The sequence below is a fragment of the Streptomyces sp. CB09001 genome, from assembly GCF_003369795.1.
In the GTDB taxonomy this organism is placed as follows: Bacteria; Actinomycetota; Actinomycetes; order Streptomycetales; family Streptomycetaceae; genus Streptomyces.
The window spans coordinates 3,910,530-3,937,123 of the sequence record NZ_CP026730.1 but is presented as its reverse complement, the minus strand read 5'-3'; the positions used below and the strand labels follow the sequence as shown (position 1 = coordinate 3,937,123).

30 protein-coding genes and 2 pseudogenes are annotated in these 26,594 nt (G+C 70.7%); 18 read left to right on the top strand and 14 right to left on the bottom strand.

Annotated elements, in window-relative coordinates:
- Window positions 1–112: 112 nt before the first annotated feature.
- The 3 genes from ispF to C4J65_RS18285 all read right to left on the bottom strand — a co-directional run bounded on the left by ispF (window position 113) and on the right by C4J65_RS18285 (window position 2,204).
- Complete coding sequence (gene ispF, locus C4J65_RS18300) at window positions 113–616, bottom strand: 2-C-methyl-D-erythritol 2,4-cyclodiphosphate synthase (RefSeq protein WP_115743368.1); 504 nt, start codon at window positions 614–616, stop codon at window positions 113–115.
- A complete protein-coding gene (gene ispD / locus C4J65_RS18295; protein ID WP_115743367.1) occupies window positions 606–1,406 on the bottom strand; it encodes a 2-C-methyl-D-erythritol 4-phosphate cytidylyltransferase in 801 nt (266 codons plus the stop codon). Before ispD ends, ispF begins: the two co-directional genes overlap by 11 nt.
- A 315-nt stretch (window positions 1,407–1,721) precedes the next feature.
- Entirely contained in the window at window positions 1,722–2,204 is a 483-nt protein-coding gene (locus C4J65_RS18285) for a CarD family transcriptional regulator (RefSeq protein ID WP_003953493.1), read from the bottom strand.
- A gap of 666 nt (window positions 2,205–2,870) precedes the next feature.
- Here C4J65_RS18285 and C4J65_RS18275 point away from each other — a divergent pair.
- On the top strand, window positions 2,871–3,608 hold the full coding sequence (locus C4J65_RS18275) for a DUF461 domain-containing protein (protein ID WP_115743365.1): 738 nt from the start codon (window positions 2,871–2,873) through the stop codon (window positions 3,606–3,608).
- A gap of 122 nt (window positions 3,609–3,730) precedes the next feature.
- Here C4J65_RS18275 and C4J65_RS18270 read toward each other — a convergent pair whose 3' ends face one another.
- Both C4J65_RS18270 and C4J65_RS18265 read right to left on the bottom strand, forming a co-directional pair.
- Entirely contained in the window at window positions 3,731–4,411 is a 681-nt protein-coding gene (locus tag C4J65_RS18270) for a response regulator transcription factor (RefSeq protein ID WP_003974745.1), read from the bottom strand.
- Window positions 4,408–5,697 carry an ATP-binding protein gene (locus C4J65_RS18265; protein WP_115743364.1) on the bottom strand — a complete coding sequence of 430 codons (1,290 nt, stop codon included), beginning with the start codon at window positions 5,695–5,697 and terminating at the stop codon, window positions 4,408–4,410. The genes C4J65_RS18270 and C4J65_RS18265 overlap by 4 nt, the downstream gene beginning before the upstream one ends.
- Before the next feature lie 214 nt (window positions 5,698–5,911).
- Between C4J65_RS18265 and phoU the strand changes: the two genes are divergently transcribed.
- The 4 genes from phoU to C4J65_RS18250 all read left to right on the top strand — a co-directional run bounded on the left by phoU (window position 5,912) and on the right by C4J65_RS18250 (window position 7,901).
- Window positions 5,912–6,601, top strand: coding sequence for a phosphate signaling complex protein PhoU (gene phoU / locus C4J65_RS18260; protein ID WP_031047766.1), 690 nt, complete (start codon window positions 5,912–5,914; stop codon window positions 6,599–6,601).
- 150 nt (window positions 6,602–6,751) lie between these two features.
- A complete protein-coding gene (locus C4J65_RS36360) occupies window positions 6,752–6,907 on the top strand; it encodes a hypothetical protein (RefSeq protein ID WP_205351033.1) in 156 nt (51 codons plus the stop codon).
- Between the two features lie 163 nt (window positions 6,908–7,070).
- Window positions 7,071–7,319, top strand: coding sequence for an SCO4226 family nickel-binding protein (locus tag C4J65_RS18255; protein WP_030868395.1), 249 nt, complete (start codon window positions 7,071–7,073; stop codon window positions 7,317–7,319).
- 135 nt (window positions 7,320–7,454) lie between these two features.
- Window positions 7,455–7,901 (top strand): hypothetical protein, encoded by a 447-nt coding sequence (locus tag C4J65_RS18250; protein ID WP_115743363.1) that lies wholly within the window; start codon window positions 7,455–7,457, stop codon window positions 7,899–7,901.
- Between the two features lie 35 nt (window positions 7,902–7,936).
- Here the strand turns inward: C4J65_RS18250 and C4J65_RS18245 are convergent, their stop codons facing one another.
- The gene (locus C4J65_RS18245) at window positions 7,937–8,404 is read right to left on the bottom strand and encodes an SAM-dependent methyltransferase (protein ID WP_115743362.1); all 468 of its coding nucleotides are present in this window, start codon (window positions 8,402–8,404) and stop codon (window positions 7,937–7,939) included.
- Between the two features lie 52 nt (window positions 8,405–8,456).
- Between C4J65_RS18245 and C4J65_RS18240 the strand changes: the two genes are divergently transcribed.
- Both C4J65_RS18240 and C4J65_RS18235 read left to right on the top strand, forming a co-directional pair.
- Window positions 8,457–9,722, top strand: a complete 1,266-nt coding sequence (locus C4J65_RS18240; RefSeq protein ID WP_115743361.1) for a lanthionine synthetase LanC family protein — start codon at window positions 8,457–8,459, stop codon at window positions 9,720–9,722.
- A gap of 107 nt (window positions 9,723–9,829) precedes the next feature.
- A complete protein-coding gene (locus C4J65_RS18235) occupies window positions 9,830–10,699 on the top strand; it encodes an AraC family transcriptional regulator (RefSeq protein ID WP_162833235.1) in 870 nt (289 codons plus the stop codon).
- A 12-nt stretch (window positions 10,700–10,711) separates the two neighbouring features.
- Here the strand turns inward: C4J65_RS18235 and C4J65_RS18230 are convergent, their stop codons facing one another.
- A complete protein-coding gene (locus tag C4J65_RS18230; RefSeq protein ID WP_115743360.1) occupies window positions 10,712–11,092 on the bottom strand; it encodes a VOC family protein in 381 nt (126 codons plus the stop codon).
- 108 nt (window positions 11,093–11,200) lie between these two features.
- On the opposite strand from C4J65_RS18230, the gene C4J65_RS18225 reads away from it, so the two are divergent.
- The 3 genes from C4J65_RS18225 (at window position 11,201) to C4J65_RS18215 (ending at window position 13,834) form a co-directional block, all read left to right on the top strand.
- On the top strand, window positions 11,201–11,599 hold the full coding sequence (locus C4J65_RS18225; protein ID WP_115743359.1) for a signal peptidase I: 399 nt from the start codon (window positions 11,201–11,203) through the stop codon (window positions 11,597–11,599).
- A gap of 68 nt (window positions 11,600–11,667) precedes the next feature.
- Entirely contained in the window at window positions 11,668–12,063 is a 396-nt protein-coding gene (locus C4J65_RS18220) for a VOC family protein (RefSeq protein ID WP_115743358.1), read from the top strand.
- Between the two features lie 292 nt (window positions 12,064–12,355).
- Window positions 12,356–13,834, top strand: coding sequence for an ATP-binding protein (locus C4J65_RS18215; RefSeq protein WP_115743357.1), 1,479 nt, complete (start codon window positions 12,356–12,358; stop codon window positions 13,832–13,834).
- A 52-nt stretch (window positions 13,835–13,886) separates the two neighbouring features.
- Here the strand turns inward: C4J65_RS18215 and C4J65_RS18210 are convergent, their stop codons facing one another.
- Window positions 13,887–14,645, bottom strand: coding sequence for a dienelactone hydrolase family protein (locus C4J65_RS18210; RefSeq protein ID WP_115743356.1), 759 nt, complete (start codon window positions 14,643–14,645; stop codon window positions 13,887–13,889).
- A 227-nt stretch (window positions 14,646–14,872) separates the two neighbouring features.
- On the bottom strand, window positions 14,873–15,064 hold the full coding sequence (locus C4J65_RS18205; RefSeq protein ID WP_115743355.1) for a DUF6381 family protein: 192 nt from the start codon (window positions 15,062–15,064) through the stop codon (window positions 14,873–14,875).
- Between the two features lie 158 nt (window positions 15,065–15,222).
- Here C4J65_RS18205 and C4J65_RS18200 point away from each other — a divergent pair, with 158 nt between their 5' ends.
- Both C4J65_RS18200 and C4J65_RS18195 read left to right on the top strand, forming a co-directional pair.
- Window positions 15,223–16,086, top strand: coding sequence for an MOSC N-terminal beta barrel domain-containing protein (locus C4J65_RS18200; protein WP_115743354.1), 864 nt, complete (start codon window positions 15,223–15,225; stop codon window positions 16,084–16,086).
- A 77-nt stretch (window positions 16,087–16,163) separates the two neighbouring features.
- A complete protein-coding gene (locus C4J65_RS18195) occupies window positions 16,164–16,373 on the top strand; it encodes a hypothetical protein (protein ID WP_115743353.1) in 210 nt (69 codons plus the stop codon).
- Between the two features lie 62 nt (window positions 16,374–16,435).
- On the opposite strand, the gene C4J65_RS18190 is transcribed toward C4J65_RS18195, so the two are convergent.
- A complete protein-coding gene (locus C4J65_RS18190; protein ID WP_115743352.1) occupies window positions 16,436–17,194 on the bottom strand; it encodes a GntR family transcriptional regulator in 759 nt (252 codons plus the stop codon).
- A 623-nt stretch (window positions 17,195–17,817) separates the two neighbouring features.
- On the opposite strand from C4J65_RS18190, the gene C4J65_RS18185 reads away from it, so the two are divergent.
- The 4 genes and pseudogenes from C4J65_RS18185 to C4J65_RS18170 all read left to right on the top strand — a co-directional run bounded on the left by C4J65_RS18185 (window position 17,818) and on the right by C4J65_RS18170 (window position 20,879).
- On the top strand, window positions 17,818–18,246 hold the full coding sequence (locus C4J65_RS18185) for a hypothetical protein (RefSeq protein WP_115743351.1): 429 nt from the start codon (window positions 17,818–17,820) through the stop codon (window positions 18,244–18,246).
- A gap of 294 nt (window positions 18,247–18,540) precedes the next feature.
- A pseudogene (locus C4J65_RS18180) lies at window positions 18,541–19,116 on the top strand (replication initiator); the annotation flags it as partial.
- Window positions 19,117–19,119: 3 nt separating this feature from the next.
- Window positions 19,120–20,142, top strand: a pseudogene (locus tag C4J65_RS18175) (tyrosine-type recombinase/integrase); the annotation flags it as partial.
- A gap of 551 nt (window positions 20,143–20,693) precedes the next feature.
- Entirely contained in the window at window positions 20,694–20,879 is a 186-nt protein-coding gene (locus C4J65_RS18170) for a hypothetical protein (RefSeq protein WP_115743350.1), read from the top strand.
- Between the two features lie 80 nt (window positions 20,880–20,959).
- Here C4J65_RS18170 and C4J65_RS18165 read toward each other — a convergent pair whose 3' ends face one another.
- On the bottom strand, window positions 20,960–21,721 hold the full coding sequence (locus C4J65_RS18165) for a phosphoglyceromutase (protein ID WP_115743349.1): 762 nt from the start codon (window positions 21,719–21,721) through the stop codon (window positions 20,960–20,962).
- A 175-nt stretch (window positions 21,722–21,896) separates the two neighbouring features.
- Here C4J65_RS18165 and C4J65_RS18160 point away from each other — a divergent pair, with 175 nt between their 5' ends.
- Window positions 21,897–23,171, top strand: coding sequence for an MFS transporter (locus C4J65_RS18160; RefSeq protein WP_115743348.1), 1,275 nt, complete (start codon window positions 21,897–21,899; stop codon window positions 23,169–23,171).
- A gap of 52 nt (window positions 23,172–23,223) precedes the next feature.
- On the opposite strand, the gene C4J65_RS18155 is transcribed toward C4J65_RS18160, so the two are convergent.
- Window positions 23,224–23,694: a DUF2000 domain-containing protein gene (locus C4J65_RS18155; RefSeq protein WP_115743347.1), complete on the bottom strand. Its 471-nt coding sequence runs from the start codon at window positions 23,692–23,694 to the stop codon at window positions 23,224–23,226.
- Window positions 23,695–23,743: 49 nt separating this feature from the next.
- Between C4J65_RS18155 and C4J65_RS18150 the strand changes: the two genes are divergently transcribed.
- On the top strand, window positions 23,744–24,571 hold the full coding sequence (locus C4J65_RS18150) for an AraC family transcriptional regulator (protein WP_115743346.1): 828 nt from the start codon (window positions 23,744–23,746) through the stop codon (window positions 24,569–24,571).
- A gap of 27 nt (window positions 24,572–24,598) precedes the next feature.
- On the opposite strand, the gene C4J65_RS18145 is transcribed toward C4J65_RS18150, so the two are convergent.
- Both C4J65_RS18145 and mshA read right to left on the bottom strand, forming a co-directional pair.
- Window positions 24,599–25,105, bottom strand: coding sequence for a YbjN domain-containing protein (locus tag C4J65_RS18145; RefSeq protein ID WP_115743345.1), 507 nt, complete (start codon window positions 25,103–25,105; stop codon window positions 24,599–24,601).
- A complete protein-coding gene (gene mshA, locus C4J65_RS18140) occupies window positions 25,098–26,471 on the bottom strand; it encodes a D-inositol-3-phosphate glycosyltransferase (RefSeq protein WP_115743344.1) in 1,374 nt (457 codons plus the stop codon). Before mshA ends, C4J65_RS18145 begins: the two co-directional genes overlap by 8 nt.
- Window positions 26,472–26,594: the final 123 nt, after the last annotated feature.

Below are 26,594 nucleotides of genomic sequence, written 5' to 3'. Positions count from 1 at the left end.
GGGTCCAGGGGCGGAGCCCCTGGGGGGCGCGGGGCAGAGCCCCTGGGGGGCGCGGGGCGGAGCCCCGCACGGCGCGTCCCCGGGCGGCACTCCTCACGCCGCCCCCGCCCGGCTAGGGCACCCGCACGACCAACGCCGTGGCCACCGCCATCAGCCCCTCCCCCCGCCCGGGGAACCCCAGCCCGTCCGTCGTCGCCCCGGACACGGACACCGGCGCCCCCACCGCCGCGGAGAGCACCTCCTGCGCCTCGTCCCGCCGCTTGCCGATCTTCGGCCGCGCGCCGACCACCTGCACCGCGACGTTCCCGATCCGGAATCCCTCCGCCCGCACGATCCGCGCCGCCTCGGTCAGCAGCGTCACCCCGGACGCCCCGGACCACTCCGGCCGCCCGGTACCGAAGTGCTGGCCCAGGTCGCCGACCCCCGCCGCGGAGAACAGCGCGTTGCACGCCGCGTGCGCGACGACGTCCGCGTCGGAGTGCCCGGCGAGCCCGGTGCCCTCGCCCTCCCACTTCAGCCCGGCGCACCACAGCTCACGCCCGTCCTCGAAGGCGTGGATGTCCGTACCGATCCCGACCTGCGGCAGCACCGTCTGCCCGCCCGCCTCAGAACCCATCGTTCAGCCTCCTGCGCGCCAGTACCGCCTCCGCGAGCACCAGGTCGAGCGGCCGCGTCACCTTGAACGCCTCCTCGTGCCCCGGCACCACCACCACCGCGAGCCCGAGCTGCTCGACCATGCTGGCGTCGTCGGTGACGTCGTCGGTCACCGTCCCGTGGGCCCGCACCAGCGTCGCGCGGTCGAAGCCCTGCGGGGTCTGCACCGCGCGCAGCCGCGCCCGCTCGGGAGTGGCCACCACCGGCTCCGGCCCGCCCGGCGCCGCCGCGGGCTCGACCTGCTTGACGGTGTCGGCGAGCGGCACCGCCGGCACCACCGCGGGCGCGCCCTCCCGCACGGCGTCGATCACGGCGTCCACCGTGTCCACCGGCACCAGCGGCCGGGCCGCGTCGTGCACGAGGACGATGTCGTACTCGGGCGGCAGCGCGTCCAGGCCGAGCCGTACCGACTCCTGCCGGGTCTCGCCGCCGGGCACCACGACGAAGTCCGTCCTCTCGGGCAGCGCGTGCGCGTCGAGGAGGCTCTTGACCTCGCCCGCGCCGTCGGGCGGGGCGACGACCACGACGAGGGAGACCGCGCGGGAGGCGGCCATCGCCCGGACCGCGTGGATGAGCATGGGGGTGCCGCCCAGCGCGCGCAGGGCCTTGGGGGCACCCGGGCCGAGCCGCACGCCCCGGCCCGCGGCCGGAATCACGGCGGCGGTTCTGGCACGCGGACGGTCCGCGGCGGGCGTCTCCGCGGGCGTCTCCGCGGCCGTCTCGGCGGGTGAGGGACGCGATTCGTCAGACATCGGTTCCTGTCAGGTTTGTGTGCTCGACCTAGTTGGGTATGGCCTCACCGTGCCGGGCGCGACGCCTTGACCGGACCCTTCCGTGACCCTGGTCGAGCCAGCAGCCCGGGCCCGGCACGCCAGGACCCGGGGAAACCTCCCGGGGTGAGCGTACGAGGATCATCGGCATCCGGACGTCCGGATGCCGGAAACCGTATCCGGGTACGAACATGCCGCAGCGCCCGGCGACAGCAAGGATGTCATCGGGCACCGCGGCATTTCAGTGCGCTGAACCGAGTGGGTGACGGTCTGCGCCTCGCCTCGGATCCAGTCGGATCAGGAGGCGAGCACCTCGTCGAGCAGGGCCTCCGCCTTGTCCTCGTTGGTGTTCTCCGCGAGAGCCAGCTCGCTCACCAGGATCTGGCGGGCCTTGGCGAGCATGCGCTTCTCACCTGCGGAGAGTCCACGCTCGCGCTCGCGGCGCCACAGGTCGCGCACGACTTCCGCGACCTTGATGACGTCGCCGGAGGCGAGCTTCTCCAGGTTTGCCTTGTAACGACGCGACCAGTTCGTGGGCTCCTCGGCGTACGGCGCGCGCAGTACTTCGAAGACCCGGTCCAGCCCGTCCTGACCGACCACATCACGCACGCCGACGAACTCCGCATTGTCCGCTGGCACACGTACCGTCAGGTCGCCCTGGGCGACCTTCAGCACCAAGTAGGTCTTGTCCACGCCTTTGATCTGGCGAGTTTCGATAGCCTCGATCAGCGCGGCCCCGTGATGGGGATAGACCACGGTGTCGCCAACCTTGAACGTCATGTGACAGGTACCCCTTCCGTGGCTATCCAGGGTAACACGGAAACGGCGTCTTCTGAATGGCGTTTTCGCAGGTCAGGGCATATCTCGGGGCTTGACAACAGCAACAGGAACGTGCTGCGCCGGGCGAGCGGAAGAACGTATTCGCAGGTCGGAGCCGCTCTCCAGGCCGGTCGAAACACGCACGTCACACACATCCGGAGCCCTCGCCACCCGCCCGAAGATCCCGATATGTCCGGTTCCGTGCGTGCGACTTCCGCTACTCCGTTCGGAGGCCGCGGCAGGGTTCCGGACGAATCCGGAATTGATCACGACGCGCCCCCGACCGTCCCGCGGTGATCAATTTCCTGGCCGCCCGCGCATTCCTTCACGGAAATTTCGCGTACCGATCCCGACCTGTATGGCGCAGGGCTTCATAGCTGAATGTCGGACGAGTACGAGCCGCTAAAGGGCCCAACGGAACAACGCCTGCCGGCGCCCCGACCGTGCGGGGACGGCGCCCGTGCCGCCCCCGGCGGCTACCGCCTGCCGAGCGAAGCCGGATGTCTTCGGGGAGGGTCGGGTGCGGCGGCTCAACAACGGCTCGGTAGCCTGAGGCCGCTGACAGCCACTTAGGGCGGCTTTATCCGTTGCCGCCACCCCGCTCGAGTCCAAGGAGTTGCCGCCGCCGTGAGCAGCAGCCTTCGACGCGGTGCCCTCGCCGCCGCCGCCATCGCGTTCTCGATCGCCTCGCTCGCCGCGTGCGGCGCCGGTCACAACGCCCAGACGCTGGAGATCAAGCCGGACAACGCTGCGACGTCCGTGGGCGACATCAAGGTCCAGAACGCGGTCGTCATCACCCAGCCCGACCTGGAGTCGACCGGCCCGGCCGTGGTCTCCGCCACCCTGTTCAACAGCAGTGACAAGGACCAGACCCTCGAGTCCGTCACCGTGGCCGGTACCGACAAGTCCGCCGAGCTGAAGCCCGCCAAGGGCGAGAAGGGCGACCTGACCGTCCCGGCCGGCGGCCGCCTGATCCTCGGCGGCAAGGACAACGCCGCGGCGGTCCTGCCCAGCAGCCGCGAGGCGGTCCAGGACGGCAACGCGCAGAAGATCACCTTCAACTTCAGCGAGACCGGCGCCGTGAGCCTGCGCGCGTTCGTCGTCCCCGCCGAGAGCTTCTTCGCCGAGTGGGGCCCGAGCGAGACCCCGGCGGCCCCGGGCGCCTCCGCGCAGCCCTCCGGGGAGGCCTCCGCGGAGACCTCGGGCGAACCGGCCGACGGTGAGACCTCGGGCACCCCGGCGGACGGCGAGACGGCCCCCGGGACGGACGAGTCCACCGGTGGGGCCACCGGCGACACGGACGGGACCGGCACGGGGACCGGCACCGGCACCGAGACCGGCGCGGGCACCGAAGCCGGCCACTGAGCACCGTACGGACGCACCGTACGGACGCACCGGCGTACGACCGAAGGGCGGGACCTCTCCGTGAGGTCCCGCCCTTCGCCGTGTCCGGTGGGCCGCCGCGGTCGGGCGGCCGGTGGGCCGGCCTACGGCTCGAACTTGTAGCCCAGTCCGCGCACCGTCACCAGGTACCGCGGCGCGCCCGGGTCGGGCTCGATCTTGGCGCGCAGCCGCTTGACGTGGACATCGAGGGTCTTGGTGTCACCGACGTAGTCGGCACCCCAGACCCGGTCGATCAGCTGCATGCGGGTCAGCACCCGGCCCGCGTTGCGCAGCAGCATCTCCAGCAGGTCGAACTCCTTGAGCGGCAGGTCGACCTTGGTGCCGCCCACGGTCACCACGTGCCGGTCCACGTCCATGCGGACGGGGCCGGCCTCCAGGGCGGCCGGAGCGACCTCCTCGGGCTCACCGCGCCGCCGCAGTACGGCACGGATGCGGGCGACCAGCTCGCGGGAGGAGAAGGGCTTGGTGACGTAGTCGTCGGCCCCTATCTCCAGCCCGACGACCTTGTCGATCTCGCTGTCCTTGGCGGTCACCATGATCACGGGAACGTTCGAGCGGCCGCGCAGCTGGCGGCAGACCTCGGTGCCCGGCAGGCCGGGCAGCATCAGGTCGAGGAGCACGAGGTCGGCGCCGTTGCGCTCGAACTCGTCGAGTCCGTCGGGGCCGGTGGTCGCGATGGCGACCTCGAAGCCCTCCTTGCGGAGCATGTACGACAGGGCGTCGGAGAAGGACTCCTCGTCCTCGACGACGAGCACACGGGTCACGGAAGGACCTCCGGGGCAGGAAACGTTTCGTACGTGGACGTATGGGGGGAATGCGGGGAATGCGGGGATGAGGACGACCGCTCGGTCTCGTCGCTGAGCCCGGCGTGGTCGGACCGGCGCTGCGCGCGGTCGCGGGCGAGGCCCGCCTCCGGCAGTCGCAGGGTGAAGGTGGAGCCCTGGCCTTCGGCGCTCCACACCGTGACCTCCCCGCCGTGCGAGGCGACCACGTGCTTGACGATCGCGAGACCCAGACCGGTGCCTCCGGTGGCCCGTGAGCGGGCCGGGTCCACGCGGTAGAAGCGCTCGAAGACGCGCTCCTTGTCTCTCTCCGAGATGCCGATGCCCTGGTCGGTCACGGCGATCTCGATCAGGTCGCCGCCGGGGGCGGCGACGCGGCGGGCGGCTATGCCGACGCGGGTGCGGGCCGGCGAGTAGTTGACGGCGTTCTCGACGAGGTTGCCGAGGGCGGCGGCGAGCTGGCCGCGGTTGCCGCGCACGTGCAGATCCGCCGTGCCTCCGGCGGCCATGGTGATCTGCTTGGTGCCGGCCGCGTGCCGGCAGCGGTCGATGGCCTCGGCGACCAGCTCGTCCACCCGGACGGGCTCGGCGTCGTCGAGGGGGTCGTCGTTCTGCACCCGGGACAGGTCGATGAGCTCCTGCACCAGGTTCGTCAGCCGGGTCGCCTCGATCTGCATCCGCCCGGCGAACCGCTCCACGGCCTCCGGGTCGTCCGCCGCGTCCATCACGGCCTCGGACAGCAGCGAGAGCGCCCCCACCGGCGTCTTCAGCTCATGGCTCACATTGGCGACGAAGTCGCGCCGTACGGCCTCGATGCGGCGGGCCTCGGTGAGGTCCTCGACCAGCAGCAGCACCAGCCGCGACCCCAGGGGCGCGACGCGTGCGGAGACGGCGAGGGCCTCCCCCCGCCCGTTGCCGCGCCGGGGCAGGTCCAGCTCGACCTGCCGTATCTCTCCGTCCCGCCGGGTGTCCCTGGCCATCTGCAACATCGGCTCGACGGCGAGCCTGCCGCCCCGGACCAGGCCGAGGGCGTACGCCGCAGAGCTGGCCTTGACCACCGCGTCGGCCTCGTCGAGGACGACCGCGGAGGAGCGCAGTACGGAAAGGACGGTGTCGACACCGGGCGGCAGCACGGGGTCGGTGTGGAGCGAGGTGCGGGTGGGGCGCTTCTGCTCCCGTTCGCTCCAGCGGAACGCCAGCATGGCGATGACGCCGGTGAGTACTCCGGCGATCGCTGCCACTGCGGCGACCGCCGCGTTCACGTCCATGTCTCCAGGTTAGGCACGGCGGACCGTCCCGCCCCAGCCATCCGGGTGCGACCTCGAACACTCGTCGCCCAGAGTTCACCTTGGAGCCAGGGATGGTTCATTTGGGGTGCCGGAAACGGACGCGTACAGGCCGGAACGTGTAAGCGTGGGGGCACGGCGAGGGGCGCGAGGCCGTCCTCGAGCCCCCGAAACGGACGTACGAGAGGGAATCCTGATGCGGGACGCGTACCACGAGGAACTTGATTCGATCGGTGACGGTCTGGTGGAGATGGCCCGGCTGGTCGGGTCGGCCATCGGACGCGCCACGACCGCGATCCTCGACTCCGACCTGAAGCTGGCCGAGGCCGTCATCGAGGCGGACCAGAAGGTCGACGACCTCCAGCACGAGCTGGAGGCGCGGGCGATAACCCTGCTGGCCCGGCAGCAGCCGGTGGCGACGGACCTGCGCATCGTCGTGACCTCGCTGCGGATGTCGGCCGACCTGGAGCGTTCGGGCGACCTGGCCCAGCACGTGGCCAAGCTGGCCCGGCTGCGCTACCCGGAGCGTGCGGTGCCGCACGACCTGCACGCGACCATCCTGGAGATGGGCCAGCTCGCCCAGCGCCTGATGGCGAAGGCCGCCGAGGTGATCATCACCAAGGACGTCGACCTGGCCCTCCAGCTGGAGCAGGACGACGACGCGATGGACCTCCTGCACCGCACCCTCTTCCAGCACCTGATGGACGACCGCTGGAAGCACGGCATCGAGACGGCGGTGGACGTCACGCTCCTGGGCCGCTACTACGAGCGCTACGCCGACCACGCGGTCGCGGTCGCCAAGCGGGTGGTCTACCTGGTCACCGGCGAGCACGCGGACGACCTCCAGGCGGACATCCAGCCGGCGACGCAGGTCGAGGGAGCCTGAGGGCCTGAGTCCCGCGCGCGTCAACGGCGCAGTGGGGCGCGCGTTCGCTTCCGTGCGCCGTTGATGCGACGGCGGTTCGGGGCGTGCAATGGACTCAGGACCCCGGGGCCCCGGAACCCAGGGCGCCAGGCACCCGCTCCAGGAGGAACCATGGCCGATTCCCCCAGCACGAAGCCCGACCCCGCCCAGGAACGCCCCACCGAGCAGCCCACCGAGGTCCGCAGCCTCCAGCTGATCGCCGCCTGCGGCTGCGGCTCGGGCTGCGGCTGCGGCTGCCAGTCGGGCAGCCCCTGCCAGTGCGGCTGACGCGGTAGGCCGCGGCTGACGCGGTAGGCCCTGGCTGACGCGGCAGGCCGCGGCGCGGTGGCAGGCGGTGGCAGGCGGTCGACAGTGGTGCGGCGGCCGGTTCGCCCCGGCCGCCGCGCGGGCGCACCCTGGAAGAAGGACCCTGAAGGGGGTGCGAGACGCCATGGCTCACTTCATGGACGTACACCGTGGGATGCACGGCATCACCTCGGACCAGTTGCACCAGGCCCACCAGGCCGATCTCGCCGTGGAGAAGGACGAGAACGTCCACTTCGAACAGGCGTGGGCGGACCCGGCCTCCGGCACGATCTACTGCCTCTCCGAGGGGCCGTCGGCCGAGGCGGTCCAGCGCGTGCACGAACGCGCGGGCCACAAGGCGGACGAGATCCACGAAGTCCCCCTGTCGGTATAGGCCGTACGGGCCTCCCGCAGGCGGGTACCGCGTCGCCCCGGACTTGAGTACGGGTACTCAGGCCCGGGGCGGGCTCCCGGTCGACCCTGGTTCAGGAGCACGACCACGACCACCACCGCGGGGAGCCCGGATCCCATGAACAGCAACCAGCCGAACAACGCCCGAACCGACCGGACCGACCGGACCGATCGGACCGACGGGACCGATCGGACCGACGGGACCGATCGGACCGACGGGACCGACCGGATACGCAGCCTCGTCCGCCTGGCCCTCGCCAACCGCGTCTCGGCGGTGTACCTCACCGTCGTCGGCGGCGCGATGGCGGTCGCCGCGGCGCAGACCCTCTTCGGGACCGGCCCCGACGCGTCCCTCATCTGGGTCTGGCCGGCCCTGTTCACCTTCCCGGCCTTCGGCTTCGTGGCCTGGCTCGGCGAGGCGGGCTGGGACGGCTCCGCCCCGACGTGGTTCTTCGTCGGCGGCATCGTGCTCTCGGCGCTGGTCCAGTCGCTGGCCCTGGGGACGGTGTGGCGGACCCTGCGGGGGCGCCGGGGCGACCGCGGCCACCTGACGACGGCGAGCTGAGCCGACGGACGCACCCGGGGCCGGGAGCGGCCCGCCTACGGCCGGAAGTACTCCGCCATCAGCCGGCCGGCCCACTCCGGCTGCCGGACGTCCACCGGGCTGAACTCCGCCATGACCGGCTTCAGGTCGACGACCGGCGTGCCGGAGACCGCGTCCAGACCCACCACGGTCAGTTCCCGGCCGCGGACGGAGACGACGGCGCAGCACGTCGACCCGATGCGGTTCGGCCGCCGGGGCCCGCGCCCCGCGAAGACGCCCACGGGCGGGAGGTCGGCCCGGCCGCGGCCCGGGCGGGGCTCGCGGTAGTCGTCGAGTTCCGGCAACCGGTCGAAGACGAAGAGCACCTCCACGTGGGAGAAGTCCTCCAGCCCCTGGAGGCACGCCTCTCCGAAGCGCTCGTCGACGGTGATCGTGCTGCGGACGGCACCCCAGTTGTCCGTGTGCTGGACGTCCGTCCGGTCGTTGCGGACCGTGCCTATCGGTGTGATCTCGAAGCTCGGCATGACCGGAGGTTAGTCCCGCCGTCCCCTGCTCGGCAGGTGCGAGAGTGGCCCCATGACGGCACCAGGAGCCACGGGCGTGGCGGTCGACGAGGTCGAGGACATCGCGGTGGACGGGCTGCGCTGGCTGACGGGGGCGGCGCGGGAGACCCCCGACGGCGGCCTCGCCTGGCCGGTCAGGCCCTCGGAGGAGGCCGTCGAGCCGATGCTCTACAACGGCACGGCCGGCAACGTCCCCGTGCTCCTGGAGGCGTGGCGGCACTTCGGCGACGACGCGTACGCCGACACCGCCCTGCGCGCGGCCCGGGCCCTCGCCGCCCACGTCGACGACCTGGTGGACGACTCCCTCTACTTCGGCCGCACGGGACTCGCCCTGGTCCTGCGGACGGTCCACACCGAACTGGGCGACCCGGCCTCGGGCGAGGCGGCCGACCGCGCCCTGCGCCTGGTCCGCTCCCGCTTCGACGGCTCGCGCTGGGGCGAACTCTTCGAGCTGATGGGCGGCAACGCGGGCATCGGCCTGGGCGCCCTGCTGGCCGGCGACCCCGACCTGGCCGTCCTGGCCCTGGAGCCGTACCTGCGTACGGCGGAGCAGACCGCGCACGGCGTCCACTGGCCGCACCGCCCGGACACCGACTCCCGCCTGCACCACGTCTCGCACGGCACCCTCGGCATCGCCCTGGCCCTCGCCCGCGTCGGCGGCGCCACCGGCCGCGAGGACCTGCTCGACCTGGCGCTGGCCGCCGTGGCCGACGTCGTCTCCCGCGATTCCGCCGGCCCCGACGGCTTCCTGGCCCCGCACTCCACCCCGCAGTTCCTCCCGGACCTGATCGACCCGGTCAGCTACGGTTGGTGCCACGGCCCGTCCGGCGACGCCCAGCTCTTCCGCACCCTGCGCGACGTCACCTCCGACCCCGCCTGGACCGCCCTGGCCGACCGCTGCTGGCACACGGTCACCCGCTCCGGCCTCCCCCGGCGGCTGCGCCCCGGCTTCTGGGACAACAACGGCCGCTGCTGCGGCACCGCGGGTGTCCTGGCCCTGGCCTGCGACCGGATCGCCGAGCAGCGGGACGCGTCCGACTTCGCCGACGTCCTGGTCACGGACCTGACCGCCCGCGCCACCCGCGACCGCGAGGGCGCCCGCTGGTCCAACGTCGACTTCCGGTCCAACCCGGGCGACCTCGAACCCCAGCTCGGCTGGGCGATGGGCAACGCGGGAATCGTCCGCGAACTGCTCCGCTACGTACGCCTGTCCCGCGGGGGCGACCCCGGGTACGCCGTCACGTGGCCGGACCAGCCCCCGGTGCCGGCGCCCGCCTGACCGAACCGACCGGACCGACCGAACCGACACAACCGACCGGACCGGACCGCGGCGATCGGGCGCCGCCCATGTGCCCCCTGCCACGGTGGATGCCGAAGGGAGGCCGCATGATCTCGGCACTGAACCGCCTGGTCGACCTGGTCGAGGACCACCTCGGCGAGGAGCCGGACGTCCCCGCGCTGGCCGCGAGGCTCGGCACGACCGAGTACCACCTGCGCCGGATGTTCTCGTCGCTGGCGGGCATGCCGCTGTCGGAGTACGTCCGCCGGCGCCGCATGACCGTCGCCGCCGCCGACGTCGTACGGGGCGGGGACGACCTGCTGGGCATCGCCGTCCGGTACGGCTACGGCTCCACGGAGGCGTTCGGACGCGCGTTCCGGTCGGTCCACGGCGCCGCCCCGCGCGACGTACGCCGCGACGGCGGCCCCCTTCGGACACAGCCGCAGCTCAGGTTCCGCCTGACCGTCGAAGGGAGCACCCCCATGGACACCCGCTTCACCGACCGCCCCGCCTTCCGCCTGATCGGACACGCGACCCGCGTCCCGCTCATCCACGAGGGCGTCAACCCGCACATCCAGCAGCACATCGCCGCCCTCCCCCAGGAGGCCCACGTCCGCCTGAAGTCCCTCGGCGACACGGAACCGGCCGGCCTGCTCCAGGTCAGCGACGACGTGGCCCAGGACAGTCCGGAGGGCACCGAACTGACCTACCTCCACGGCGTGGCCGTCACCGCCGGCACCCCGGCCCCCGACGACCTCGACGCCATCGAGGTTCCGGCGGGCACATGGGCGGTCTTCCGCAGCTCGGGCCCCTATCCGGACGCCCTCCAGACCACCTGGGCGGCCACGGCGTCCGAGTGGTTCCCCTCCAACCCGTGGCGCCTGCGCCCGGGCCCGTCGATCGTCTCCGTCCTGGACCGCGCGGACGACTTCACGACGGCGACAACGGAACTGTGGCTCCCGGTGGAACCGGCGTGACGAGCCGGCCACTCACAGCGGGCGGATTCGGGCCTTGAGCAGACAGAACTCATTGCCCTCGGGATCGGCGAGGACGTGCCACTGCTCCTCGCCGGTCTGCCCGATGTCCGCCGGCCGCGCCCCGAGCTTCAGCAGGCGCTCGAGTTCGGCGTCCTGATCGCGGTCGGTGGCGTTGAGGTCGATGTGCAGCCGGGACTTGCCGGGCTCCGGCTCGTCCCGGCGGCTCAGGATGATCGTCGGCTGCGATCCGCCGAACCCGTCGCGCGCCCCGATCTCGAAGTACTCGTTGCCCTCACGGTCGAGCACGACGAAGTCCAGCACCTCGCACCAGAACCGCGCCAGCACCTCGGGGTCGTGGCAACCGAGCACGAGCTCACCGATACGACATGCCATGGACGAAACCTGCTTTCGACGTGGGAATCACCGCTACGAACGCGCCGGTGACCGTACCTGGAGGGTCGGTCGGGGGCGAAGGGTTTTCCACTGCTAGCTTCCGGAAGCATGACGGACGGCGTGTACGTGGGCAACGCGGGCAAGGACGCGGCACTGGACCGGGGATGGCTGCTGGGGCACTTCAAGGACGCCTCCGACCCCCGGCACAGCGAGGACGTCGAGATCAAGTGGGGCGTCCATCCGAAGGGGGACGAGCGGGCCCACTGGGTCACCGGCGAGGACCGCACCGCGCTGCAGGTCCTCATCAGCGGACGCTTCCGGGTCGACTTCCCCGGCCGCAGCGTCGTACTGGCCGAACAGGGCGACTACGTCGTGTGGGGCAGGGGCGTCGACCACTCCTGGTACGCGGAGGAGGAGACCGTGGTGCTGACGGTGCGGTGGCCGTCGGTGCCCGGGTACGCGGTCGCCGAGGAGCACGAATCCGGTGGGCCGGACGCCGGGAACTGAAAGTGGGCTCGATGGCGGTAGAGGCCGCCCCATAGGCTGAGCGCCCGTCCGCACTGCCTGGGGGAGAAATGACCAGTAGGTTCACGGAGTTGGTCCTCGACTGCCACGATCCGGAGCGGCTCGCGGCCTTCTGGTGCGCGGTGCTGGACTTCAAGGTGATCGACCGGGGCGAGGGCAAGGTCGAGATCGGCTCCTGGGAGCCGACGGTCGAGGAGGTCCGCGCCCGCCAGATGCCGCCCACGATCGTCTTCATCCGGGTGCCTGAGGGCAAGACGGTGAAGAACCGGCTCCACCTGGACGTGAGTCCGATCGACGGCAGTACGGAAGACGAGGCGGCCAGGCTCCTCGCCCTCGGCGCCACCAAGGTGGACGTGGGCCAGGGGCCCGGCCGGAGCTGGGTGGTCATGGCCGACCCCGAGGGCAACGAGTTCGACGTCGTGCGCAGCCTGGCACCGTCTGCCTAGAGGCTCCCCGCCGGCTTCTCATGAGCAGGCCGTTGTCAGTGGCTACGGCTAGGTTCGTGGACGCGCGGTCGGCATCCGAGGTGCCCAGCTCCGCAATGCGGCTGCATCCCCGGTTCTGTCCGGGGGCGGCCCGGGAACAGCCCGGGACCCAACCGACGGCCGGGCCTGGTCGATGGCCAAGAGCGAGACCTGCCAGCGCCGACCGCGCGCCTCTTCGTCCGGGAGCCGTCGGGGTGGCATTTCATAGGAGTACAGTTTATAAAAACACACCCCTACATCATGAGGCGGCCGCATGGAGAAACCCCTGGACATGTTCGACCGCGACCACGAGTGGGCGGCTCTGACCCGGTTCGTCACCGACCCCCAACCAGGGGCAACGCTGGGGGTCGTCTCCGGAAGGAGGCGCCAGGGGAAGACCTTCCTGCTGGAGGCGGTCTGCGAAGCGGCAGGCGGTTTCTACTTCGGCGCGACAGAGGCTGCCGACGCCGAGTCCCTGCGCCGACTGAGCACCGCCCTCACGGCACATGACCGTCCCGCCAGCCCGTACCACTTCGCCGACTGGCACGAGGCGGTGGACGCCCTGCTGGCTCTGGGCACCGACCGGCCGGTGCCAGTGGTGATCGACGAATTTCCCTACCTGGCCAAGGCCAACCCGGAACTGCCGTCGATCATTCAGAACGCACTCCGGCCACTGCGGGAGCAGCGCGTCGGCTCCCGCGCCCGTCTCCTGCTCTGCGGCTCGGCACTGTCGTTCATGGGCCGCCTGCTGTCCGGAAACGCACCACTGCGCGGCCGTGCAGGCCTGGAACTCGTGGTTCGTTCCCTCGATCACCGGCTGGCAGCGCGGTTCTGGGGGATCGACGACCCACGACTGGCCCTGGAGGTGCACGCCGTCGTGGGCGGTACCCCCGCATACCGGCGGGAATTCGCGCGCGGCGACAGCCCGTCCGGGCCGGACGATTTCGACGACTGGGTCATCCGCACCGTACTGAACCCGGAGACGCCACTCTTCCGTGAGGCCCGTTACCTGCTCGCCGAGGAACCCGACCTGCGCGACACCGCGCTCTACCTCTCGGTGCTCGGTGCGGTGGCAGAGGGCAACACCACGCGTGGCGGCATGGCCGGCTACCTGGAACGCAAGGCCACCGACATCGCCCACCCGATCAACGTCCTGGAGGACTCCGGACTGCTCCGGCGCGAAGCCGACGCCTTCCGCGCCAACCGCTCCACGTATCGCATCTCCGAGCCCCTGATCGCCTTCTACCACGCGGTAATGCGACCGGTCTGGCCCCAGCTGGAACGCCCCGGAAGCGCCGCCCGGGTCTGGCAGGCCAGCCGCCGCCGCTTCGTGGTCAACATCCTCGGCCCTCATTTCGAGCAGGTCTGCCGCGAGTGGGCACTGCACCACGCCGACCCCGATCTTTTCGGCGGCCTTCCCGCCCACGTCGGCCAGGGCGTCGTGAGCGATCCGTCGGCGCGCGCCTCCCACGAGGTCGACGTCGCCGTCGTCGGAGTCGCCGACAGGGGCAAAGCCCCGCTCCTGGCGATCGGCGAGGCCAAGTGGAACGACATGATGGGCCTCGCCCACATCGACCGGCTGCGTCACATCCGGGACGTCATCACCCGAACCTCTCGCTACGACACCAGCCACACCCGGCTCCTCTGCTTCAGCGGCGCCGGCTTCAACGCCAAGGCCCGTCACGCCGCCGCCACCTCACCGGACGTACGTCTGATCGACCTGCACACGCTGTATGCCACGACAGGGCCCTGAGGCTCCCGGCCGAAGAGTCGAACCGAGCCTGTCAGCACCGACCGCACACCCGTCAACGACGCGAGCGACCGAGATCCCCACCACGATCCAGGGTGCGGCCGAGAAGCGGCAGCAGGCGTTCCCAGTGGAGCCGCAGTGCGGCGGCGTCGAAGGCATCGGTGTCGGACATGGTGAAGCCGTGAACGGTGCCGGGGTAGATCTCCGAGGTGTAGCGGACACCCGCCGCATCCAGGGCCTGGTTCAGCTCGCCGAGGCCCTCGGGCGTCAAGTCGCTCTCGGCGTGCCCGAAGTGGACCTCGGCGGTGAGCTTGGCGAGGCTGTCGGGCCCGTCGGCTCCCACGGGCGCGTGGAACGCGGCGAGGGCGGCCACCTGGCCCGGATGGGCCACCGCGGTGCGCGTCGCCAGGAGGCCGCCGATGCAGTAGCCGGTCACCGCGACCGGCCCTGGCCCGACCTCGGGCCGAGCGGTGAGGAACGCGAGAAAGGCGTCGGCGTCACGCAGCACCCGTTCCGCCGTGTGCGCCTCGATCAAGGGCATCAGCTGGGCGAAGACCCCACCCCGGGCCTCTTCTCCGATGTGCTCGGGAAGCTCGATGACCGGCGCCGGGCCGTGCCGGTAGAAGAAGTTGGGCACGAGTACGTAGTACCCGTGCCCGGCCAGTTCGCGGGCCACCTCCCGCAGCGCGGGCCGGATCCCGAAGCCGTCCGCGTACATCAGCACCCCCGGGTGCCGATCTCCGTCACCCGGGAAGGCGGCGAACGCGTCGGACTGTCCGTCCGCGGTCGGAATCTGCAGCGACTTGGTGGGCATGAACTCTCCTGTCGTGGTTGATGTGTCGAGCTTTGATCAACACGACGGAGGCGGAGCCCGCGCGGTACCACAGGTTCCTCGGTCGGACAGCGGGCCCGCACCGGCCCGTACGGCACTCAGGAGAGCACCGGGTCACCCATCCGTGTGTGGCGCGAGGCCGGCCCGGTAGTCATGACCCCAGAACATAGCCCAGCTCTCGACGGCACCGCTGGTACCGTCTCGCTTCCTCACTCCGACGGATAGATGTCCCCGCCCCGCTCCATGCTTTCCTCTTCGCTCTGGCTCTGCAGCCTTCGGGCCTTCTCCTGGAGCCTCTTCCGCTCGTCAGGATCGCTGGTCCGTTCCGACTCGGTCTTCAACTCCTGCGCCTTGTCACGCATCTGCTGGAGTCGGGCGCGAGCTTCTCCACCTGCACTCATGTGATCCGTCCTCGCTTCGTGAGCGGCAGTTGCGCATACCAGCGAATCACACACGGCTACCCTCCGCATCTGGAGCGTTACCTGCGCTTCTGCCGTCCGGAGGCGCTCCGCGACAGCGACGTACGTTCTACTGTGATCGCGGACCGAAGGGACGCCGCATGGCCAACGTCGTGGATCTGATCTGCTATCCCGTCAAGGGGTGTGCAGGCACGTCGACGAGCGATGCGCTCCTGACTCCGGCGGGCCTCGCCCACGACCGCAGCTTCATGGTCATCAGCGAGGACGGAATCTTCCGCACGCAACGCCGGCACCCCAGCCTCGCCCTGATCCGGCCTGCCATCAGCACCGACGGCACTCGGCTCACGCTTGACGCGGCCGGCGGTGCGGACGGTGCCGACGGCACGGGCCGCTTCGGCACGCTGTGCCTCGACGTGACGACATCCGCGCCGCGCCGCGACGTCGACCTGTTCGGCACCGCCTTCCAGGGGATCGACCAGGGCGACGAAGCCGCCGCCTGGCTGTCGGAGTTCCTCGGCACCCCCAGCCGTCTGGTCCGCGTCCCGCCGGAGCACGACCGCATCACCGACGGCCTGACCCCTGGCCCGTCCGGCTACGCCGACAGCAGTGCGGTGCACTTGCTGTCCCGCGCCTCCCTCGCCCTCCTCAACCAGCGGCTGGCCGAACGCGGCGCCCCGGCCCTGCCGATGAACCGCTTCCGCCCGAACATCGTCGTCGACAGCGACTGGGCAGCCCTACCGCACGCCGAGGATCGCGCGCGCCGCATCTCCATCGGCGGTGCCGAGTTGGGCTATGCCAAGCTCGCGGTGCGCTGTGCCGTCACCCTGGTTGAGCAGGAGGCCGGAGCAAGGCGGGGTCCGGAGCCACTGCGCACCCTCGCGACCTACCGGAGGGCGGCAAGCGGCGGCGTGGTGTTCGGCGCGAAGTTCTCCGTGATCACGCCGGGGAAGCTGTCGGTCGGCGACGAGGTTGTCATCCAGGAGTGGGGCGACGCCGAACTGTAGGAACTCCCGGCCCGGCCGCACCCGGCGCCAGGCAACTCTGTTGCCCGGTGTGCCACCCATCGGATTCGATCGCGGTCATGACCGATGGCGCAACAGTCGACGTTGCCGACGAGCAGATCATCAGCAACCAGATCATTCGGGGCGTCAAGACCCTCCGTGACCATCTGGACTGCTCTGTCCATGAGGCCCTGGACGTCTTTGTTGCCAGGTACGAGGTCCTGAGGGCGGAGCGCCCAGGCGACTTCGTCTGCGGCCGTGACGAGTACGGGGCCGGCTTCTACTCGTGAGACCGAGCCTGCCCCCGGCAGGGTCGTAACGCGGGCCGTGGCGTGGGACAAGACCGCCCGTCTTACGCGTCGAAGTCGTACTCCAAGACGTACGAAGCGGCGTCCAGCTTCATTTCGTTGATCTCGACGGCGCGACCCTCGTCCGTGAATGCGGTGCGGCAGATGAGGATGACCGGGGTGCCCGCCGCCATGCTCAACTGGCTCGCCTCGGCCTTCGACGGCATGCGTGAGCGGATCTCCTCACGGAAGTGCACCGGCGCGTGGCCGAGTTCGGCGAGCCGGGCGTACGTCCCGCCCTTCCCGGTGTCCTCCTGAGTGATCGCGGACCCGGCGACCAGGGCGGCGGGCAGGTAGCTCGTCGCGAGCAGGACCGGCTTGCCGTCCAGCACGAAGCGCCGACGCCGCACGCACACCGTCTCCCCGCCGGCCAGGTCCAGGACCGCGGCAACGTCGTCAGGCGCCGCCTCCTCGGACACCGTGACCTGGTCCACGTCGAGTGAGCGGTTCTCGATGTCGGCCGACCAGATGGACCTGCCGTTGCCCCATTGCTGCCGGGCCAGACGCTGGATGCCGCGGCGTCGAAGCGGACGGAACTCCCGGACGAACACTCCGGCGCCCTTGCGGGCCTCGGCGACGCCTTCGTCCCGGAGGACGCTCAAGGCCTGGCGGGCCGTCATGCGGGCCACGCCGTGCGTGGCCATGAGGTCGTTCTCCCCCGGGAGTCGATCACCGGGACCGTACTCGCCCGACCGGATCGCTTCGCGCAGCGTGTCCGCGATCCGCTGGTACTTGGGGCGTCGGTCGTCTGCGGTGTTGGCCATCCCGTGGGCCTCCTCTCCTTCTCTAGACACCTTAGGCCACAGGGGGTCTTGCCGGGGATTTCGGTGGCCTGCGTTTTTGCTGCTCAGGGGTGGTGGGCTCGTGCGCCTGGTGGTCGTCGTTGGTCATCGTTGGCCACTGTCGAGCGACCTCGGACGGCCCGGAGACGGCCCGGCCTTGGCGCACTCGGCTGACGGCTGGCACCTTCGATGCGACCCGTCTGAGCCTCAGCCGACGACAGTCAGCCACGACGGCGGGTGCGCCGACCGGCCACGCACGCGTATGCCTCGTTGTACCCCCACCGGCCTCCGCCGCGCTGCCGGTGCTGTCTACCAGAGCGTGCCGCGATGGCCGGCCCGTGACGACGATGTCGGAGCCCTCAGCTTGGGAAGCTTGGGTCTTCTGGCGGCGGTCGGTGCGCTGACCTGCGACGAAGTGGTGTTGGAGCCTGGCCGACCCCGGGACCCGTCCCCGCTGTTCCCCGTGGTTCCCCACTGGATCTGGCACGCATCCGGCACGCCCGACCTTGTTCAGCTACGGGCTGCCTCTACTCAAGGTCAGAAGACGGCGCAGGGCCTTGTGTTCAGGGTGCGACGTCAGCTTCTCTCCAGTCGCACCGTGGGGCATGCTGTTCGCCATGCCAATGGCCACACGCACTCATGCGCAAACCCACCAGGCGGGGCGTCATCTCGCTGTCGCCGAGGCGCTCTTGCGAGGGCTGCCGGCCAAGCTGAAGGGCGCTCAGACCTACGTCGAGATTGGCGAGCACACCGCACAAGTGATGGTTGCCACCAAGGGCGCTTGGATGATTGCGGACATCGAGAAGTTCACAGCTCTGACCTGTAGCCGAGTCATCCTGGTTCACATCACAGCGGACGGTCATGACTTCTACGTCGCTGACGGCGCCACGCTGCGCGCTGAAGTACACGCCCGTCACAAGCGGTTTCTGGAGCAAGTGGGAGGTGTGCGCCCTCGAAACCCCGATTCGAGGAACACCGTCATAAAGCCCGAGGACGTCACCGCTTGGCGGGACCAGTGGCGGCTTCTGACCTAGCCCGGCCTTGGCCTCCGTGCATGCACACGGCTCCGGAGGCCGCTCGGGGCCTGTGTGATACAGCAGGTCACAGCCATGCACGGGGCAGACCAGGCGGGACGAGTCCACGCATAGTCCACGATCGGCCGGCACCGGGTCAGCCAACCCGCCGTCGTGGCGGGCTGTCGTCGGCTGAGCACCAGGTGGACTGCATCCAAGGCTCCCAGCGTCACGCACGAGCCCACCGCCCTTGACCAGCAAAACCCAGCTCACCAAGATGCCCGGCAAGACCCAGGGCAAGAAGACAAGACTTGCCTCGTCCGCTGCAACAACCGTCGTGCGACCCGGTGCGCGGCCTGCGCCGAGACGTACCGTCGCGACACCTTCCACCTGATCACCGCCGGACTCCGCGCCGGCAAGGGCACACCTCAACAGGTCGTAACGCATCCGCGCGGCTTCGCCACCTTCACCGCGCCCAGCTTCGGCCCGGTCCACAACCGCCCGTCGGGCAGTCGGCGCTGCCGCTGCGGCGTCCGGCATGACGAAGACGCCCCGGTCCTGGGCACACCCCTCGACGCCAACACCTACGACTACGAAGCGACCGTGCTGTGGAACGCGCACGCTGGTGCCCTCTGGCGACGCTTCTCGATCTACCTCCGCCGAGAGGTCGCCAAGCGCGCCGGCCTCACCCAACGAGCCTTCCGGGACCACGCCCGGGTCTCCTTCGCGAAAGTGGCCGAGTACCAGAAGCGCGGGGCTGTCCACTTCCATGCCGTCATCCGCATCGACGGCCCCGAAGGTGGCGAATCGCCGCCTCCGGCCTGGGCCACGGCCGAGCTGCTGACCGACGCCATCCAGGTCGCTGCCGGCGTTGCTCGCGTTGAGGGTCCAGAGGGGCAGTACACCGACCCACGCGCCGCTCGGATCGCCTTCCAGCAGTACACCGAACGCTGGGTCGCCACGTAGGGCGCCGACCCGAACACCCAAGCCTCGATGGAATCGCAACTACGGCTGCACACCTTCCCCTACCTCGGCTCGCGTCCGCTCGGCTCCTTCCAGCCGGCGCACATCCGGGACTGGATACGGCAGTTGCAGGAGAACGGTGTCCGGGGGTCGTACGCCCGGACGATCTACTCCAACGTGCGCGCGGCGCTCAGCGCGGCCGTGGATGACGGTCATCTTCCCCGCAACCCGTGTGCCGCCGGGTCCGTCCGACCACCGACCGTCGACAACAAGCGCGTCGTGCCCTGGTCGCCCGAGCGGGTCTTCGCCGTCTGGGCCGCCATGCCCGAGCGCTACCAAGCCATGGTCGATCTGGGCGGCGGTTGCAGGCTCCGCCGGGGCGAGATTCTGGGCGTGGCTGTCGACGCCATCGATTTCGACTCGGACACGCTCCACGTGGTCCAGCAACTGAAGCTGAGCCGCGGCACGGCCGTGTTCGCGCCACCGAAGGGCGGCAAGCTACGGGACGTGCCGATTCCTGGCCCTGTCGCTGATGCGCTCCGGGCGCACATGAAGCGGTTCCCGCCGGTCGAGATCACCTTGCCGTGGAAGGTGGCCGACGGGCCTCCGGTGACCAAGCGGCTCATCTTCACCGGGCCGCGCGGCAGGCACGTTTGGCGTACGTCGCTCAACGAGGAAGCGTGGAAGCCGGCGCTGGCTACGGCCGGCGTCATCCCCGTGCCCGAGCGCGGCCGGCCGTACGCCGAGTCCCGCGAGAACGGCATGCACGCGCTCCGCCACTTCTACGCCTCGGTGCTCCTGGACGCGGGCGAGAACATCAAGGCCCTCGCCGAGTACCTCGGCCACTCGGACCCAGGCCTGACACTCCGTGTGTACGCGCACCTGATGCCGTCGAGCCAGGAGCGGACCCCGGAAGCCGTAGCTACAGCGTTCGCAAGGAAGCGCACTAAATAAGAGTCCGGCAGCAACCTACGCCGTAGACACAGAAGCGGTAGTTAAACGCAGGCCGACATACTAAATAAGAAGGCCGAATAGTGGCGCTGATTAGCTTCACCATTAGATGACGCATTAGATCGAAGTAATAGTTAGCGGACTCAAAGTACCGGGACTTGGGCGCCTCTCATGCACCCCCGGCCCCTCACCGGGACTGCGACACGCAAGAGATGCGGCTGATGAGGCATCAAGGGCCTTCTGTCGGGCTATGCTTGACCGCGACGCGGTCAAGCATAGCCCGACAGAAGGCCCTCTTTTCAGGGAAGCAGGGTGCGCGCTGCCTCCACTGCCGCGGGACACCTTGCCCGCATCGACCGACACATGTACGGCACTTCCGGGGGAAGCCCACGCACCCCTGAGGGGAATTTACGGTTCCGCGCCGCTCTCAAAAGGCGATTTGCGCCGAGGATGTTTCTCTCAATAAAGTGCGCATGCATTTCGAGGGCCGCTCCCGTGCCAGGGGAGCGGCCCATCCCATCGATGCTTTTCGCCAGCACACAACGGGAGCAGCCATGCTCGCACGTCCGCTTCTCACCATCACCATCGCCCCGAACCCGGCCTCGCTGCCGCTGCTCGGTGGTCTCGTGGCCTCGCTGCCCCTCTGGGCACCCGTACCGGAGACCGTCGCTTGGGCCACGGGCTTCCTGGTCGCGTTCCGGGTGCGTGTCCGACTGACGCGCCGCACCACCCACGCCTGACGGCCCAGAGACGGCCCGGGCACGGCAGCAGGCCCCCTACCCGCGAGAAAGCCGCAGGTAGGGGGCCTGGGAATCGAAGATTACTTCTTCTTGCCCTGGTTCTTCACGGCCTCGATCGCGGCCGCGGCGGCGTCCGGGTCCAGGTACGTGCCGTGCGGGTTCAGGGGCTTGAACTCGGCGTCGAGTTCGTAGGACAGCGGGATGCCCGTCGGGATGTTCAGGCCCGCGATGTCGGCGTCGGAGATGCCGTCGAGGTGCTTGACGAGGGCGCGGAGGGAGTTGCCGTGGGCGGCGACCAGGACCGTGCGGCCGGTGAGGAGGTCGGGGACGATCGCGTCGAACCAGTACGGGAGCATCCGCCCCACGACGTCCTTCAGGCACTCCGTCTGCGGGCGCAGCTCCGGCGGGAGCATCGCGTAACGCGGGTCGGAGAACTGGGAGTACTCGGCGTCGCGGTCCAGCGCGGGCGGCGGGGTGTCGTAGGAGCGGCGCCACAGCATGAACTGCTCCTCGCCGAACTCCGCGAGGGTCTGCGCCTTGTCCTTGCCCTGGAGGGCGCCGTAGTGGCGCTCGTTGAGGCGCCAGTGGCGGTGGACCGGGATCCAGTGGCGGTCGGCGGCCTCCAGCGCGAGCTGGGCCGTGCGGATCGCGCGCTTCTGGACGGACGTGTGGACCACGTCGGGCAGCAGGCCGGCGTCCTTGAGCAGCTCGCCGCCGCGCGTCGCCTCCTTCTCGCCCTTCGGAGTGAGGTTGACGTCCACCCAGCCGGTGAACAGGTTCTTCTCGTTCCACTCGCTCTCGCCGTGGCGGAGGAGGATCAGCTTGTACGGTGCGTCGGCCATGCTCCCGAGCGTAATCCAAGGCCCTGATCCCCGGCGCGTGCGCCCGGTGGGCGGACGGTTGACGAGAAGTGTTAATTGGATGGCTTCCCCGAGTGAGGCGTTTGTAAGTTGTGCTCACTGCCGTAGCCGCTTACAGGCGCATGCAGCCGCAGCCTCAGCCACCCCGGGGGGACCCATGCCAGTCGCCGGACTCAGACGTGCCGCACGCGAGACCGTGTCCGGGCTCCCCCGCGAGTTCTGGTGGCTGTGGACCAGCACTCTGGTCAACCGGCTCGGTGCCTTCGTCGCCACGTTCATGGCGCTGTACCTGACCATCGACCGCGGCTACTCCGCCTCGTACGCCGGTCTGGTCGCCGCCCTGCACGGGCTCGGCGGGGTCGTGTCCTCGCTGGGCGCCGGGGTGATGACCGACCGGCTGGGGCGGCGGCCCACGCTGCTGGTCGCGCAGACCTCGACCGCGCTGTCGGTCGCGCTGCTCGGCTTCATGCGGGACCCGGTGGCCATCGCCGCCGTCGCCTTCCTGGTCGGCATGGCGAGCAACGCCTCCCGGCCGGCGGTGCAGGCGATGATGGCGGACATCGTGCGGCCCGAGGACCGTATCCGGGCGTTCTCGCTCAACTACTGGGCGATCAACCTCGGCTTCGCGATCTCCTCCATGGCGGCCGGGTTCATCGCCGAGTACAGCTATCTCGCCGGGTTCATGATCGAGGCCGGTATGACGCTGGTGTGCGCCGTGCTCGTCTTCGTGAAGCTGCCCGAGTCACGGCCCCAGCAGGAGAAGAGCGCCGACGTCCCGGGCAAGGACGCGGCCGTCTCCATGGGGACCGTGCTGCGCGACGGGCGGTACATGAGCGTGGTCGGGCTGTCCTTCCTCATCGCGCTGATCTTTCAGCAGGCCTACGTCGGGCTGCCGGTGGCCATGGGCGAGGCCGGGTTCACGCCCGCCGACTTCGGCATGGCGATCGCCGTCAACGGTGTGCTGATCGTCGTGCTGCAGATTCCGGTCACGCGGTTCATCCAGCACCGTGATCCACGGCTGCTGCTCATCGGCTCGGCGTTGCTGGCCGGGTACGGGTTCGGGCTCACCGCCTTCGCCGGGTCGGTCGCGGTGTTCGCCCTGACCGTGTGCGTGTGGACGCTGGCCGAGGTCGTCAACGCGCCGACCCAGACCGGGCTGGTCGTCCGGCTGTCGCCCCTGCACGGGCGCGGGCGGTACCAGGGCATGTACTCCATGTCCTGGGCGGTCGCCGCCCTCGTCGCCCCGCTGATGTCCGGGTTCGTCATCGACCACTGGGGCGCCGAGTGGCTGTGGGGCATCTGCGCCGTCGTCGGCACGGTGGCCGCGGCCGGGTACTGGGGGCTCATGCGGGGCCTGCCGGCCGACGAGACGCCGGTGGCCCGGGAAGCGTCCGCCGCCCCCGCACCCCGGGTCGACACCGGCGCCGTCTGATCCCGCCGCTCGCTCAGGGTCGCCGCCGCTCGCTCAGGGTCCCGCCGCTCGCTCAGGGGTGCATCCGCGCCCCCCTCAGCACCTTGTCCACCGCGTTCTTCGGGCCGTACACCGCGAGGCCCACCAGGTCCAGGTCGGGCGTCGCCACCGCCCGCACCGCCGCCCGGTTGTCGCGGTCGTTGCCGGTGCTGAAGAGGTCGGACGTGAAGAGGGCGCGGGGCAGGGCGCGGGACAGTACGCGCGCGTGGGCCGTCGTCAGCGTCTCCTTCGTGCCCTCGAAGACCAGCACCGGCTGGCGGAACATCGACAGGTAGCCGACGGCGTCCGCATCCTCGTAGGGCTCCCCGATCACCTCGGGGAACTGCTTGCCCAGGCCGCTGACCAGGAAGGCCGTGACGTTGAGGCGCTGCCAGGTCTCCAGATCCTCGCGCAGCAGTACGGCGATCTTGGTGTCGAAGCGGACGGGGGCCTCGGTTCCGGGAGCCTCGGGGGCTGCTTCGGGGGCTGCTTCGTGCGTGCTCATACCGTGAGACTGCCGACCCGCACCCCGCCCGGTCTTGTACGTTTTTTGCATGGCCCGCCAGCGCAACGACCGGCGGAAGGACGAACGCAGCGTCTCCGCGTGGCGGCCCCGCGTCCCGGGCGTCGTCGAGGTCTTCCACGCCCACTACACCGAGTACGCCTATCCGATGCACGTCCACGACGCCTGGACGCTGCTCATCGTCGACGACGGCGCCGTACGGTACGACCTGGACCGGCACGAGCACGGCACCCCGCACGACACGGTGTCGCTGCTGCCGCCGCACGTACCGCACAACGGCTCCCCCGCGACCCCGGACGGTTTCCGCAAGCGCGTCCTGTACCTGGACGCCTCACGGCTGGGCGACGAGCTGATCGGACCGGCGGTGGACGCGCCCGACCTGCGGGATCCGGTGCTGCGGCGGCGGGTCGGGCAGTTGCATGCCGCGCTCGCGCTGCCGGGCGACGAGCTGGAGGCGGAGAGCCGGCTGACCCTGATCGGCGACCGGCTGTACGAGCACCTGCGACCCGCAACCGGCGCGCCCGGCGCCCGCCGGGACCCCGTGCTCGCCCGGCGGTTGCGGGAGCTGCTCGACGAGCGGGTCGTCCCGGGGATCGGGCTGGAGGAGGCCGCGGCGCTCGTGCCGGCCCATCCGGCGCACCTGGTACGGGCGTTCAGCGGCGCCTACGGCATCGCACCGCACCAGTACCTGATGTCCCGCCGCGTCGACCGGGCCCGGCGGCTGCTGCTGGCCGGACGGGCACCGGCGGACGTGGCGGGCGCCACCGGGTTCTACGACCAGGCCCATCTGACCCGGCACTTCAAACGGTTGGTGGGGGTCACGCCGGGGCGGTACCGGGCGAGTGGCGCCCGGACCTGACGCCTATAGCCGTCCCACAGCGCCCGATCAGTCGCCGGAGCGCTCGATCAGGTGCTGGAACGCCTCCAGGTTGCGCGTCGACTCGCCGCGCGCGGTGCGCCACTCGTGCTCCTTGCGGATGGCGGAGGCGAAGCCCAGCTCCAGCAGGGTGTTGAAGGCGCCGTCGGCGGCCTCCAGGACCTGGCCGAGGAGGCGGTCGACCGCGTCGGGGGTGACGGCGGCCAGGGGGAGTCTCGCGGTGACGTAGATGTCGCCGAGGCGGTCGACGGCGTAACCGATGCCGTAGAGCTTGAGGTTGCGTTCCAGCAGCCAGCGGTGGACGGCCGGTTCGTTCTCGTCGGGGTGGCGGATGACGAAGGCGTTGAGGGAGAGGGAGTGCCGGCCGAGGAGGAGGGAGACCGTCGTCGACAGCTTGCGGGTGCCGGGGAGCTTGACGACGTAGGTGCCGGGTTCCGGGCTCTCCCACTCCAGCTCGGCGTCCTTCAGCGCCTCCTCGAGGACCTGCGCTGCCTTCTGCTGTGGTGCCTCAGCCATGGTGCGAGCGTACGCGACGGCGGTGCGACTGGATCGCGGCCGTGTAGACGTCGGCGGTGGTGGCGGCGGCGCTGTCCCAGCCGAAGGACTGGGCGTGCCGGGCCGCGGCGTCCCCCATGCGGGGCGTCAGCTCGGGGTTGTCGGCGAAGTCGCGCAGCACGCGCGCGTACTCGGCGGGATCGTGGCCGTGGACGAGGCAGCCGGTGTGTCCGTCGCGCACGGCGACCGGGAGGCCGCCGACCGCGGCGGCGAGCACCGGCGTACCGGCCGCCTGGGCCTCTATGGCGACCAGGCCGAAGGACTCGCTGTAGGAAGGCATGACGAGGACGGACGCGGCCCTGAACCAGTCGGCGAGCTGTTCCTGGCCGACGGGCGGGCGGAAGCGTACGACGTCGGCGATGCCGAGCCGCGCGGCGAGTTTCTGCAGCCCCTCCGGCTTGGCGAGGCCGCTGCCGCTGGGTCCGCCGACGACGGGGACGACGATGCGGGAGCGCAGCTCGGGGCGTTCGTCGAGGAGGACGGCGACGGCGCGCAGCAGGATGTCCGGCGCCTTCAGGGGCTGTATGCGGCCCGCGAAGAGCGGGATCAGCGCGTCCTGGGGGAGGCCGAGGCGGGCGCGGGCGGCGGCGCGGGCGTTGCCGTGCTGTCCCGGGCCGGGGACGCGGCCCTTGGGGAAGGGGCGGAACCGCTCCAGGTTCACGCCGGGGTGGACCACGGCGACCTTGTCGGGGTCGGCGGCGTAGTGGCGGACGAGTTCGTCGGCCTCCTCGGCCGTGTTGGCGATCAGCCGGTCGGAGGCGGAGACGATCTGGGTCTCACCGATGACGCGGGCGGCCGGTTCGGGCGTGTCGCCGTCGGCCAGGTTGGCGTTCTTGACCTTGGCCATGGTGTGCATGGCGTGCACGAGGGGCGCGCCCCAGCGCTGGGCGGCGAGCCAGCCGACGTGGCCGGAGAGCCAGTAGTGGGAGTGCACGAGGTCGTAGTGGCCGGGGCGGTGACCGGCCCAGGCCTGCATCACGCCGTGGGTGAAGGCGCAGAGCTGGGCGGGCAGGTCCTCCTTGGCCAGTCCGTCGTACGGGCCCGCGTCGACGTGCCGGACGAGGACACCGGGGGCCAGCTCGACGACGGGCGGGAGGGCGGCGGTGGTCGCCCGGGTGAAGATCTCGACCTCGATGTTGATCGCGGCCAGGCGCTGCGCCAGCTCCACGATGTAGACGTTCATGCCTCCGGCGTCCCCGGTGCCGGGCTGGTGGAGCGGTGAGGTGTGCACGGAGAGCATGGCGACGCGGCGAGGCCTTCGGTTCAGCCTCAGCCGCGGGGAGGCCGCCGGTGAGCGACGCCCGAGCCTGCTGACGTACTGGCTCACGAGCCGTTCCTCCTCGCTGCGGGCATGCCGGTCGGAGGACCTGGGTTGCCCTCCAAGGGTTGGGAACACCGGACGGGCGGTGCTCCATTCCGGTTTTCCGACCTTTGCCGAATCATTACCGCC